We start from the raw sequence: 12842 nt of genomic DNA on the forward strand, positions 1-12842 counted from the left end.
AGCGTGACCATGACTGAAAACCTGATTGAAATTCGTAACCTCAATGTCGCTTTCCATGGCCAGAACGTGGTGCGCGACCTGTGCCTGGATATTCGCCCCGGTGAGTGCCTCGCGCTGGTCGGCGAATCAGGTTCGGGCAAATCGGTGACTGCGCATTCGATCCTGCAATTGCTGCCCGAAAGCGACGCGCAAACCACGGGCAGCATTCGTTATCGCGGCCAGGAACTGGTCGGCGCCGATCCGAAAGTGTTGCGTGAATTGCGTGGTAACCGCATCGCGATGATCTTCCAAGAGCCGATGACTTCGCTCAACCCGCTGCACACCATCGAGAAACAGATCGGCGAAACCCTGTTGCTGCACCGTGGCCTCGGCGGCAAGGCGGCGCAGCTGCGCATCCTTGAATTGCTCGGACTGGTCGGTATCCAGAAACCCGAGGAGCGGCTCAAGGCGTATCCGCATCAGCTGTCCGGCGGGCAACGGCAACGCGTGATGATCGCGATGGCGTTGGCCTGCGAACCGGAACTGCTGATTGCCGACGAGCCGACCACCGCACTCGATGTGACGGTGCAGCGCAAGATCCTGCTGCTGCTCAAATCCTTGCAACAGCGCCTGGGCATGTCCCTGCTGTTGATCAGTCACGACCTCAATCTGGTGCGCAGCATTGCTCAGCGGGTGTGCGTGATGAAGGCCGGGCAGATTGTCGAGCAGGCGCCGTGCGAAACGCTGTTTACCGAGCCGAAACACCCTTACAGCTGCGTGCTGCTCAATGCCGAGCCCGAGGGTGAAGCGTTACCCCGCGATGAGCGCGAGAATGTCCTGCAAGTCGAGGACCTTAAGGTCGAGTTTGTCATCGGTGGCGGGCTGTTTCAGCGCAAGCAATACCTGCGTGCGGTCGATGGCATCAGCCTGAGCATCCAGCGCGGCAAGACCTTGGGCATCGTCGGTGAATCCGGTTCGGGAAAATCGACATTGGGTCAGGCGATCCTGCGCCTGCTCGATTCCGAGGGCAGTATCCGTTTCCAGGGCAGCGCACTCGACGGTTTGAACCAGAAACAACTGCGGCCCTGGCGGCGACAGATGCAGGTGGTGTTTCAGGACCCGTTCGGCAGCCTCAGCCCGCGCATGTCGGTGGCGCAAATCATCAGCGAAGGCCTCGAAGTGCATTGCGAATCGACGGCCGATGAGTGTGATGCGCAAGTGATCCGCGTCCTCAAGGAAGTCGGCCTCGACCCGGAAAGCCGCCATCGCTACCCGCACGAATTTTCCGGCGGCCAGCGCCAACGCATTGCAATCGCCCGCGCCCTGGTGCTGAAACCGGCGCTGATCCTGCTCGACGAACCGACTTCGGCGCTCGATCGCACCGTGCAGAAACAAGTGGTCGCCCTGCTCCGTGATCTTCAGGAAAAGCATGGCCTGACGTATCTGTTCATCAGCCACGACCTGGCGGTGGTACGCGCCCTCGCCCACGACATGATCGTGATCAAGGACGGCAAAGTGGTCGAGCGCGGCGCCAGTCACGAGGTGTTCGAGGCGCCACAGCATCCATATACCAAAGAGCTGTTGGCGGCGGCGCATCAGCGGTAGGCATAATCGCTGTTCGACCTGGAACCGAGTCGCGGCCTTCGCGAGCAAGCCCGCTCCCACAGGTTTCCTCAGTGCACGGCACATTTGTGCACAACCGAAACCCCGTAGGTGCTGGCTGCCAGCGATGAATCCCCCATTAACAACCCGAATTCCGGACCTGCCTGCACATGAACACCACCGAAAGCCTCAAGGACTACCAACGGGTGCGCACCCTGGCGATCCGCTCGCTGTTCGAGATCATCGAGCAATCGAGCGAAGGCACGGTGATTGTCGATCGTGACGCCAATATCGTCTGGATGAACGAGCGTTATGCCCGGCGCTTCGGTCTCGAGTCCGCTGCCGGGGCGATCGGCAAACCCTGCGAAAGCGTGATCCCCGGCAGTCTGCTGCGTGACGTGGTGCGTACCGGACGGCCGATTCTGCTGGACATGCAGGACACGCCGAAAGAGCCGCTAGTGGTGATGCGCCTGCCGATCCACGATGATGCCGGCAGCGTCATCGGCGCGATTGGTTTTGCCCTGTTCGATGAATTGCGCACCCTGTCGCCGATGCTTAAACGCTACCTGAGCATGCAGGAAGAACTGGCCTCGACCCGTTCACTGCTGCGCGCCCGCCAGACCAAATACAACTTCGCGCACTTCATCGGCACCAGTGCGGCCAGCCTCGAAGTCAAACGGCGGGCGCGGCGCAGTGCCAGCGCCGATTCGCCGGTTTTGCTGCTCGGGGAAACCGGCACTGGCAAGGAGTTGCTCGCGCAAGCGATCCACAGCGCTTCGCCACGGGCGCACAAGGCCTTCGTCAGCATCAACAGCGCGGCGATTCCCGAGGCATTGCTGGAAGCGGAGTTCTTCGGCACCGCGCCGGGCGCATTTACCGGGGCTGACCGCAAGGGCCGCACCGGCAAACTGCAGATTGCTCAGGGCGGTACGTTGTTTCTCGACGAGATCGGCGACATGCCGCTGCCGCTGCAAAGCAAGCTGCTGCGCGTATTGCAGGAAAAAGAGTTCGAACCGGTCGGCTCCAACGAAGTGATCCAGAGCGATGTACGCGTGATTGCTGCGACATCGACCGACCTGCAAGCCGCGATTAAACGCGGCGAATTCCGCGCTGACCTGTATTACCGCCTCAACGTGCTACCGATCCAGGTGCCGCCGTTGCGCGAGCGCCTCGATGATCTGCCGGCGCTCAGCGAAGCGATCCTCGAAGAACTGCGCAGCCAGCACGAGTTGCACCGCGACGCGCTGGCATTGCTCGGCCAGCATGCCTGGCCGGGGAACATCCGCGAGTTGCGCAATGTACTGGAACGGGCGGCATTGCTCAGTGATGACCTGATGCTGACCGAGAGCGATATTCGCGCGGCGATCGGCACATTGACCCAGGTTGAACGCAGCTCCACGCCGGTGATTGCAGCGGCGCCCGTGGAAACCTATGCGCAGGCGCGAGAGCGCTTTGATCGGCAGTTGATCCAGTCGATGCTGGCGCAGTGCGCGGGGAAAGTGCCGGAAGCGGCGGTGAGGTTGGGGCTTGGGCGGTCGACGCTGTATAAGAAAATGGTTGCGTTGGGGATTGCTGAGTCTCAATAACGAGACCTGATCTCTGATTTGAGATTGAGCATTTCAGGATCAAAAGATCGCAGCCTTCGGCAGCTCCTACACGGCTTCACACATCCCAATGTAGGAGCTGCCGAAGGCTGCGATCTTTTGATCTGAAGCCACAGTCTCAAAACGGAGACAAATCATCAAAACAACCTTCACAAAAATCTATCTAAACCCATATAAATCAGCACGTTAAGCTTCTGGCACAAATCTCGCTATAGCCTCTCCCACACCCGTTTCAACCACAAAAATAACAATTCTGGAGAGACACACCATGAGTGTGATCATTGCCTTGGCAGCCCTCGCGCTGCTGATGCTGGCGGCCTACCGTGGCTACAGCGTTATTCTCTTTGCTCCGATCGCCGCCCTCGGCGCCGTGCTGCTGACCGATCCTTCTGCCGTCGCCCCCGCCTTCACCGGGGTGTTCATGGAGAAAATGGTCGGGTTCATCAAATTGTATTTCCCGGTATTCCTGCTCGGTGCGGTGTTCGGCAAGCTCATTGAGCTGTCGGGTTTCTCGCGCTCGATTGTTGCGGCGGCCATTCGTCTGCTCGGCACCAAACAGGCGATGCTGGTAATCGTGCTGGTTTGCGCCCTGCTTACCTACGGTGGCGTATCGCTGTTTGTCGTGGTGTTTGCGGTGTATCCGTTTGCCGCCGAAATGTTCCGCCAGAGCAATATTCCCAAGCGCCTGATCCCGGCGACCATCGCCCTCGGTGCGTTTTCGTTCACCATGGATGCCCTGCCCGGCACCCCGCAGATCCAGAACATCATCCCCAGCACATTCTTCAACACCACCGCCTGGGCGGCGCCTTGGCTGGGTGTGATCGGCACGATTTTCGTCTTCTGCACTGGCATGCTGTTCCTGCAACGCCAGCGCAACAAGGCGCAGCGTGCCGGTGAAGGCTACGGGACCGAACTGCGCAACGAGCCGGAAACAGCCGAAGACCTGAAGCTGCCGAACCCATGGATTGCGCTGTCGCCGCTGCTGGCAGTGGGCATCATGAACCTGCTGTTCACTCAGTGGATTCCACAGTGGTACGGCAAGACCCACAGCCTCGCGCTACCGGGCATGGCTACGCCGGTTACCACCGAAATCGCCAAACTCACAGCGATCTGGGCGGTGCAGGCAGCGCTGTTGATCGGCATCCTCATGGTGCTGGTGTTTGGCTTCAAGGCGATTCGCAGCAAATTGGCCGAAGGCAGCAAAAGTGCGGTCAGCGGTGCGTTGCTGGCAGCAATGAACACGGCCTCGGAATATGGTTTCGGTGCGGTCATCGCTTCGCTGCCGGGCTTTCTGGTGCTGGCCGACTGGCTCAAGCAAATCCCCAATCCACTGGTCAACGAAGCGATCACCGTGACGCTGCTGGCCGGCATCACCGGTTCGGCATCGGGCGGCATGAGCATTGCGCTGGCGGCGATGTCCGAGCAGTTCATCAGCGCCGCGCACGCCGCGAACATTCCATTGGAAGTGCTGCACCGTGTCGCGGCGATGGCCAGTGGCGGCATGGATACCCTGCCGCATAACGGCGCGGTTATTACTCTGCTCGCGGTCACCGGCCTGACCCACCGCGAAGCCTATAAAGACATTTTCTGTATTACGCTGATCAAGACCCTCGCGGTTTTCGTAGTGATCGGCACTTTCTACGCCACTGGCATTGTGTGAGGTATTCATGACCACTCTTTCCGGCAAGACCGCACTGGTTACCGGCTCCACCAGCGGCATCGGCCTGGGTATCGCATTGAGTCTGGCCAAGGCTGGTGCCAACCTGATCCTCAACGGTTTTGGCGACGCGTCGAGCGTCATCGCCGAAGTTGGCCAGTTCGGCGGCAAGGTCGGCCATCATCCGGCCGATGTCAGCGACCCGGCGCAGATTGCCGAGATGATCGCCTACGCCGAGCGCGAGTTCGGTGGCGTCGACATTCTGGTCAATAACGCCGGCATTCAGCATGTCGCCGCCGTCGAAGAGTTTCCGGTCGAGCGCTGGGATTCGATCATTGCGATCAACCTGTCGTCGGTGTTTCACAGCACGCGCTTGAGTCTGCCGGGCATGCGCGCGAAAGGTTGGGGGCGGATCATCAACATTGCCTCCGTGCACGGTCAGGTCGGTTCGACCGGCAAGGCTGCGTATGTCGCGGCCAAACACGGGGTGATCGGCTTGACCAAAGTGGTCGGCCTGGAAACCGCGACCAGCAATGTCACGTGCAACGCGATCTGTCCGGGCTGGGTGTTGACGCCGCTGGTGCAGAAGCAGATCGATGATCGCGCGGCCAAGGGTGTCGATCCGCAGCAGGCGCAGCATGACCTGCTGGCGGAGAAGCAGCCGTCGCTGGAGTTCGTCACGCCACAGCATTTGGGCGAGCTGGTGTTGTTTCTGTGCAGTGAGGCGGGTAGCCAGGTAAGGGGGGCGGCGTGGAATATTGACGGTGGGTGGTTGGCGCAGTAGTCCATTGAGAGACCGCGTTATCGTTCATCGCGCGCAAGCCACGCGCCCACAGGTACAGGGTGACATCAAAATCTGCTGACAACCTGTGGAGTGTGGCTGCCCGTGTCTGGATCTGAAGCTAAAACAAGAGGCACACAATGTCCGACATCCTCTGGCAACCCGACGCCAACCGTATCGCCCACTCGCGCATGGACACGTTCCGGCGCGCGGTCAATCAGCGTCATGCGCTGAAGCTCGACGACTACCCTGCCCTGCACCAATGGAGCATCGAGCAGCGTGCGCAATTCTGGCAGGACATCGTCGATTTCTTCGACATCCGCTTTCACACTCAACCTGATGCGGTATTGCGTGAAGGCGCACAAATGCCCAGCGCCGAATGGTTTCCCGGCGCCACCTTGAACTTCGCTGAACACCTGCTGCGCCGGCGTGACGATGCCGTGGCAGTCATTTCTGTGGCAGAAAACGGTCAGCGCGAACAACTGAGCTGGGCCGAGCTGGCCGAACACGTCGCCGGCTTCCAGGCCAGTTTGCAGGCTTGCGGCGTCGGCCTCGGCGATCGAGTGGCCGCGTGCATGCCGAATACCTGGCAGACACTGGTGGCCATGCTGGCGACCACCAGCCTCGGCGCCATCTGGTCGTGTTCTTCGCCGGATTTTGGCACGCATGGCGTCATCGACCGTTTCGGTCAGATCGAGCCGAAGGTGCTGATCACCTGCGCCGGCTATCGCTATGCCGGCAAGGAGATCGACCAGACCAGCAAGCTCAATGAAATTCTCCAACGCCTGCCAACACTGAAGCAGTTGATCGTCGTGCCTTACGCCCGCCCGCAAGCGCACATCGCGGATTACCGGACGCGCGCCGAAGTGACGCTGTGGGATGACTTTTATCAACCCGGCGGCGATCCGGATTTCGTCCCGGTGGCGTTCAATCATCCGCTCTACGTGCTGTATTCGAGTGGTACCACCGGCGTGCCGAAATGCATCGTTCACAGCACCGGCGGCGTGTTGTTGCAACACGTCAAGGAGCACGGCCTGCATTGCGATCTTGGCCCCGGCGAGCGGTTGTTCTACTACACCACGTGTGGCTGGATGATGTGGAACTGGCTGGTGTCGGCCCTCGCGGTCGGCAGCGCGATCGTGCTGTACGACGGCTCGCCGTTCTACCCGGATCACCAACGTCTGCTCGATCTGATCGACGATGAACGCATCAGCGTGTTCGGCACCAGTCCGAAGTATCTCGCAACCCTGGAAAGCCACGGCAGCAAACCGCGCGACAGCCATGATCTGCGCAGCCTGAAAACCCTGCTGTGCACCGGTTCGGCGCTGTCGCCGCAAAGTTATGACTTCGTCTACCGCGACGTCAAAGCCGACGTGTGCCTGGCGTCGATGTCCGGCGGCACCGATATCGTCTCGTGCTTCGTCAACGGCAATCCGCTGTCAGCGGTGCGTCGTGGCGAAATCATGGGCAAAAGCCTGGGCATGGCCGTTGAAGTCTGGAACGACGCCGGCCAACCGGTGGTTGGCGAGAAAGGTGAACTGGTCTGCACTCGACATTTCCCGGCGATGCCGATCGGCCTGTGGAATGACCCGGATGGCAGCAAACTGCAGCAATCCTATTTCAGCCTGTTTCCCGGGGTCTGGGCGCAGGGCGATTACGCCGAACAACTGCATCACGGCAGCATGATGATTCACGGCCGCTCGGATGCCGTGCTCAACCCCGGTGGCGTGCGCATCGGCACCGCAGAGATCTATCGTCAGGTCGACAAAGTCTCGCAAGTGCTGGACAGCGTGGCCATTGGTCAACAATGGCAGGATGACGTGCGCGTGGTGTTGTTCGTGCGCCTGGCAGACGGCGTAACCCTCGACGAAACCCTGCAACAGCAGATTCGTCAGGTCATCCGCGCCAACACCACGCCCCGGCATGTGCCGGCGAAGATTGTCGCGGTCAGCGACATTCCGCGCACGATCAGCGGCAAAGTCGTCGAACTGGCGGTACGTAATGTGGTGCACGGCGAGAAGGTCAAGAACACCGACGCGCTGGCCAATCCCGAGGCGCTGGAACAGTTTCGCCAGCGTGCCGAACTCAACGACTGAGTCCACTCAATCCATCAGGCCCCACTCACCCGAGGTGGGTGGCGCCGGGGCGGCATCGGCCTGCAATTTCAAACGCAGGCGCAGGTTGTTCACCGAGTCGGCATGCTTGAGCGCCTCGTCTTCGCTGATCGCGCCCTCCAGCACCAACGCGTGCAGCGCGCCGTCGAACGTCTGCATGCCGAGCTCGGTGGATTTTTCCATGATGCCCTTGAGTTCGCCCAACTCATTGCGCCGGATCAGGTCGCCGATGGTCGGTGTGCCCAGCATCACCTCGACGGCAGCCCGTCGTTGGCCATCCAGCGTGCGCACCAGGCGTTGAGAAACAAAGGCTTTGAGGTTGTTGCCCAAAGCGTGCAACAACTGCGGCCGGCGCTCCTCGGCAAACAGGTTGATGATTCGCTCGAGCGCCTGATTGGCGTTGTTCGCGTGCAGGGTCGACAGCACCAGATGACCGGTTTCGGCAAATGCCAGCGCATGCTCCATGGTGTCGCGGTCGCGGATTTCACCGATCAGCACCACGTCCGGCGCCTGACGCAGGGTGTTTTTCAGTGCTGCATGAAAACTGCGTGTGTCGACACCGACCTCGCGCTGGTTGATGATCGACCGCTGGTGCCGGTGGATGTACTCGATCGGGTCTTCAATGGTCACGATATGCCCGCTGCTGTGACGATTGCGATGATCGATCAGCGCCGCCAGCGACGTCGACTTGCCGGAATCGGTGGCGCCGACGAACAGGATCAGCCCCTGTTTGAGCATCACCGCATCGAGCAGCACCGGCGGCAGCTTGAGTTCCTCAAAACGAGGAATGTCGAGTTTGACATTGCGGATTACAATCGACACGTCATTGCGCTGTTTGAACAGGTTGACCCGAAAACGTCCGATGCCGGTGCGCGAGATCGCCAGGTTCATTTCCAGATCGCGGTCGAACTCCTGGCGCTGCTCGGCGTCCATCAGTGAATTGGCGATGATCGCGACCTCACCGGGTTTGAACGGCTGCTCACTCAGCGGCGTCAGTACTCCCTGGAAACGCGCACTGGGCGGCGCTCCCGTGGACAAGAACAGGTCCGAGCCGTGCTGCCCGGCAAAACGTGTTAACAGTGCATCGATTTCCATGGCCACAAGCACCCGCGAAGCTTCCTGAATTCAGACATGCCCTGCTGCCGTGACGCAGCAGTACATTGAGCGTCTACCGTCCTGAAGGATAGTAGACGCCGCTTAACGAACGACACGCAGGACAGACGTGATGAATGCCGTACCCACCCACGACGATGCGCAGGCACTGATCGCCCGCACCGATTGGAGCCGTAGCCCGCTGGGCGATGCCAGTGCCTGGCCACAAAGCCTGCGCACCGCGGTGGACATCGTGCTGCACTCGCCAATGCCGATGCTGTTGCTCTGGGGCCCGCAGCTCACGCAGATCTACAACAACGGCTTCGCCATGCTCGCCGGCAACAAACATCCGCATGCTTTCGGACAACCGGCGCACCTTGTATGGCCTGAACTTCGAGACTTTACCGACCCGATTTACAGCGCCGTCCTACAAGGTCAGGTGCGCACCTACAGCGAGCGACGCTTTACCCTGCAACGTGAAGGGCAAGAATCCGACTTCTGGCTGGACTTGACCTACAGCCCGATCCGCGATGAAACCGCGCAAGTGGCCGGCATTCTGGTCACCGCCATCGAAACCAATGAACGGCGACGGATCGCCCTCGAACTGAAGCAACGTTCGGAAGACAGCCTCAAGGCCCAGCGCGAATCCGAGGAGCGCCTGCAATTGGCGCTGGCCGCCACTGACGCAGTCGGCACTTGGGATTGGGACATCGGCGAAGACCGTTTCATCGCTGATGCGCACTTCGCGCAGTTGCACGGCGTCGATCCGGCACTCGCCGATCGGTTGCCGATCAGCGACTACCTGCAAGGCGTGCACCCTGAAGACCGCGCGATGATCGCGCGCAGCATCAAACACTGCATCACCCACGGCACCGAGTACGCCGAGGAGTATCGCCTGCTGAGGCCCGATGGTGAGTTGCGCTGGGTATTTGCCCGAGGCCGCTGCTACAAGGATCATCATGGCCGGCCAGTGCGCTTTCTTGGCGCCGCGCTGGACCTGACCGAGCGCAAACACACCGAGCAGGCGTTGCGCCAGAGCCAGACAGAATTGCAGCTGATCATCAACGCGATGCCGATCCTGATCAGCTATGTCGACCGCGAAGAACGCTTCCGGCTGAACAACGCGGCGTATCTGGACTGGTACGGCCTGACCCCGCAAGAACTCTATGGTCGAACCATTCGCGACGTTATCGGCGAGGAAGCCTACTTCCTGCGCGCGCCGTACATTGCCGAAGCGCTGGCCGGCAGATCCTGTTCGTTCAGCCTGTACACCACGCACCGCGACGGCAGCAATCGACACGCCTTGATGAACTACTTGCCGCGCCACGGCGCGGACGGCGCGGTCAATGGTTTCTACATCTTCGTGATCGATGAAACCGAGCGCAAGAAAACCGAAGAAGCCCTGCGCAACCTCAATGAAACCCTCGAAGAACGGGTCAGCGCCCGCACCGAGCAACTGGCGCAGGCCAATCAGCGTTTGCAGAACGAAATGTTCGAACGCGAACGCGCCGAGGATGCCTTGCGCCATGCGCAAAAAATGGAAGCGGTCGGCCAGCTCACCGGCGGCATCGCCCATGACTTCAACAACATGCTCACCGGAATCATCGGCAGCCTCGATTTGATGCAGCGCTACATTGCCGATGGCCGCGCCGACGAGATCGGCCGCTTTACCGAAGCAGCAGTGTCCTCGGCCAATCGTGCCGCGGCCCTGACCCACCGTCTGCTGGCGTTTTCACGACGCCAGTCGCTGGATCGCAAGCAGCTCAACGTCAATGAGCTGATTCATTCACTGGAAGATCTGATCCGCCGGACCAAGGGCGATCCGATCGAACTGAAGTTGCGTCTGGCCGCTGACCTCTGGCCGGTCAGCACCGACGTCAGCCAGTTGGAAAACGCCCTGCTCAACCTGGTGATCAATGCGCGTGACGCGATGCCTGAGGGCGGTGAGCTGTTGATCGAAACCGCCAACGTCTACCTTGATGGCAGCGACATCACCACGCTGGAGCCGGTCAAGGCTGGTGATTACCTGATGCTCGCAGTCAGTGATAACGGCACGGGCATGACACCGTCGGTCAGGGCCAAGGCCTTCGATCCGTTCTTCACCACCAAACCGATTGGTCAGGGCACCGGTCTTGGCTTGTCGATGATTTACGGGTTTGCCCAGCAATCGGGTGGGCATGTGAGCCTCGACAGTCTGCCGGGGCAAGGCACTTGCGTGCGCCTGTACTTGCCGCGCCTGCATAGCCTGGAGCGGGAGCATCCGGCCGTCGCACCGGTCCGGCAGCCAGTGCCGTCGGCGACCGGTGAAACCGTGATGGTGGTCGAGGACGATCCGGCGGTGCGCATGCTGGTGCTCGACCTGCTCCGGGAATTGGGTTATCAGGCCTTTGAGGCCGAAGACGCGAAAAGCGCATTGCCGCTATTGGAGTCGGATCTGCGCGTCGACCTGCTGGTCACGGATGTCGGTCTGCCGGGCATGAATGGCCGGCAACTGGCGGAGATCGCCCGCCAGCATCGCCCAGGCCTGAAAATATTGTTCATGACCGGTTACGCGCAGAAGGCTGCCGAGCGCCAAGGCTTTCTCGAAGACGGCATGGACATGGTCGCCAAACCGTTTGCAATTGAGCTGCTGGCGAACAAGATCCGCACGATGATCAGTCAAAAGCCGTGACTTGAGGCATAATCCGCGCCCCGCCGTCACCCCGTTATCAGGTACCGCAAGATGAAAGCCCAAGCTCGCCACATTCTGGTGAAAACCGCCGAAGAGGCCGAACAGCTCAAACAGCGCATCGCCAAGGGTGAAGCGTTCGATGTCCTCGCCAAGAAATTTTCGACCTGCCCGTCCGGCAAACGCGGCGGCGATCTGGGTGAAGTGCGGCCGGGGCAGATGGTCGGCGCGATTGACGCGGTGATCTTCAAGAAACCCTTGCGCACCGTGCATGGGCCGATCAAGAGCAAGTTCGGTTATCACCTGGTGCAAGTGTTCTACCGCGACTGACAACATGGGTTATTGCTTCGCTTGCTTGGGGATGAGGGCACCGGGGACTTGAATCACTTGGCTGGCCAATTGATGCCCGGCCTCGGCAGCTTCGACCGGGCTGCCGCCGAGTAAACGACTGGCCAGATACGCGGCACTGAACGAATCCCCCGCCGCCGTGGTGTCGACGACTTTTTCGACCTTGTGCGCTGGCACCGCAAACGCTTCGCCATCACAACGAATCAGACACGCCTCGGCGCCACGCTTGAGGACCACTTCCGGCGTGCCGATCTGCGCATACGCCTCGAACACGGCAGCGTCATCGACATAACCGTACAATGCCTGCTCGTCATCGACCGTCAGCAACGCCAGATCGACATACGGCAAGACACTGCGATAAGCCGCCTGCGCGTCTTCCCGTGAGGCCCACAGACGTGGCCGGTAGTTGTTGTCGAAGACGATGCGGGCGTCACGTTGCCGGGCTTCGATCAGCGTCTGAATCAATTTCTCGCGACCGAGCGCACCCAGTACCGCGAGGGTGATGCCGCTGAAATACAGCACGTCATAGTCGGGCAATGCCGCAAGAATCGGCTCGGCGGCCGGGGTGGTGAAGCAATCGCGCACCGCCGCTTCGTTGCGCCAGTAAAGGAAACGCCGCTCGCCATTGGCGTCGGTCTGAATGCAATACAGGCCCGGCAAGCGTCCGGGCAGGCGCTGCACCCGTTCGAGGCCGATGCCTTCGCTGGTCCAGATCGCGCACATGGCATCGCTGAAACTGTCATCGCCCAGCGCGGTGACGTAATCGACCTGCGCCTTGTCGCCCATGGCGCGGGACAGGTAAACCGCCGTGTTGAGCGTGTCGCCGCCGAAGCTCTGTTGCAGGCTGCCATCGGCGCGCTGCTGGAGTTCGATCATGCATTCGCCGATCAGGGCGATGCGCGGGGTGTTCGGGCCCAAGGGGCTGAGGGTGTTCATCTTGTGGTGTCTCTGTTGTTCGATGGTGTCTGGACTGGCGCCTTCGCGAGCAAGCTCGCTC

At 60.7% G+C, this 12842-nt stretch carries 9 protein-coding genes; 7 read left to right on the top strand and 2 right to left on the bottom strand.

The window, feature by feature from the left end; translation table 11 throughout:
• The first annotated feature begins 9 nt into the window (after positions 1 to 9).
• From C2E19_RS16170 to C2E19_RS16190, 5 genes are all read left to right on the top strand, one after another.
• Positions 10 to 1584 (top strand): ABC transporter ATP-binding protein, encoded by a 1575-nt coding sequence (locus C2E19_RS16170; RefSeq protein WP_129394096.1) that lies wholly within the window; start codon positions 10 to 12, stop codon positions 1582 to 1584.
• Positions 1585 to 1751: 167 nt separating this feature from the next.
• Complete coding sequence (locus C2E19_RS16175; protein ID WP_129394098.1) at positions 1752 to 3167, top strand: sigma-54-dependent Fis family transcriptional regulator; 1416 nt, start codon at positions 1752 to 1754, stop codon at positions 3165 to 3167.
• Positions 3168 to 3453: 286 nt separating this feature from the next.
• On the top strand, positions 3454 to 4845 hold the full coding sequence (locus C2E19_RS16180; protein ID WP_129394100.1) for a GntP family permease: 1392 nt from the start codon (positions 3454 to 3456) through the stop codon (positions 4843 to 4845).
• Positions 4846 to 4852: 7 nt separating this feature from the next.
• A complete protein-coding gene (gene hbdH, locus C2E19_RS16185) occupies positions 4853 to 5626 on the top strand; it encodes a 3-hydroxybutyrate dehydrogenase (protein WP_129394102.1) in 774 nt (257 codons plus the stop codon).
• Between the two features lie 137 nt (positions 5627 to 5763).
• A complete protein-coding gene (locus C2E19_RS16190; RefSeq protein WP_129394104.1) occupies positions 5764 to 7719 on the top strand; it encodes an acetoacetate--CoA ligase in 1956 nt (651 codons plus the stop codon).
• Positions 7720 to 7725: 6 nt separating this feature from the next.
• Here the strand turns inward: C2E19_RS16190 and C2E19_RS16195 are convergent, their stop codons facing one another.
• Complete coding sequence (locus C2E19_RS16195) at positions 7726 to 8832, bottom strand: PilT/PilU family type 4a pilus ATPase (RefSeq protein ID WP_129394106.1); 1107 nt, start codon at positions 8830 to 8832, stop codon at positions 7726 to 7728.
• Between the two features lie 130 nt (positions 8833 to 8962).
• Here C2E19_RS16195 and C2E19_RS16200 point away from each other — a divergent pair, with 130 nt between their 5' ends.
• A complete protein-coding gene (locus C2E19_RS16200) occupies positions 8963 to 11500 on the top strand; it encodes a PAS domain-containing sensor histidine kinase (RefSeq protein ID WP_129394108.1) in 2538 nt (845 codons plus the stop codon).
• Positions 11501 to 11551: 51 nt separating this feature from the next.
• A complete protein-coding gene (locus tag C2E19_RS16205; protein WP_007912322.1) occupies positions 11552 to 11827 on the top strand; it encodes a peptidylprolyl isomerase in 276 nt (91 codons plus the stop codon).
• 9 nt (positions 11828 to 11836) lie between these two features.
• Here C2E19_RS16205 and C2E19_RS16210 read toward each other — a convergent pair whose 3' ends face one another.
• Positions 11837 to 12781, bottom strand: coding sequence for a sugar kinase (locus tag C2E19_RS16210; RefSeq protein WP_129394110.1), 945 nt, complete (start codon positions 12779 to 12781; stop codon positions 11837 to 11839).
• Between the last annotated feature and the right edge of the window lie 61 nt (positions 12782 to 12842).

Source organism: Pseudomonas sp. DTU12.3, assembly GCF_004124275.1.
GTDB lineage: Bacteria > Pseudomonadota > Gammaproteobacteria > Pseudomonadales > Pseudomonadaceae > Aquipseudomonas > Aquipseudomonas helmanticensis.

What these genes read in the sequence shown, in the direction of transcription:
- C2E19_RS16170 (WP_129394096.1), top strand. Translation starts at nt 10, where the DNA reads ATGACTGAAAACCTGATTGAAATTCGTAACCTCAATGTCGCTTTCCAT.
- C2E19_RS16175 (WP_129394098.1), top strand. Translation starts at nt 1,752, where the DNA reads ATGAACACCACCGAAAGCCTCAAGGACTACCAACGGGTGCGCACCCTG.
- C2E19_RS16180 (WP_129394100.1), top strand. Translation starts at nt 3,454, where the DNA reads ATGAGTGTGATCATTGCCTTGGCAGCCCTCGCGCTGCTGATGCTGGCG.
- hbdH (WP_129394102.1), top strand. Translation starts at nt 4,853, where the DNA reads ATGACCACTCTTTCCGGCAAGACCGCACTGGTTACCGGCTCCACCAGC.
- C2E19_RS16190 (WP_129394104.1), top strand. Translation starts at nt 5,764, where the DNA reads ATGTCCGACATCCTCTGGCAACCCGACGCCAACCGTATCGCCCACTCG.
- C2E19_RS16195 (WP_129394106.1), bottom strand. Translation starts at nt 8,832, where the DNA reads ATGGAAATCGATGCACTGTTAACACGTTTTGCCGGGCAGCACGGCTCG.
- C2E19_RS16200 (WP_129394108.1), top strand. Translation starts at nt 8,963, where the DNA reads ATGAATGCCGTACCCACCCACGACGATGCGCAGGCACTGATCGCCCGC.
- C2E19_RS16205 (WP_007912322.1), top strand. Translation starts at nt 11,552, where the DNA reads ATGAAAGCCCAAGCTCGCCACATTCTGGTGAAAACCGCCGAAGAGGCC.
- C2E19_RS16210 (WP_129394110.1), bottom strand. Translation starts at nt 12,781, where the DNA reads ATGAACACCCTCAGCCCCTTGGGCCCGAACACCCCGCGCATCGCCCTG.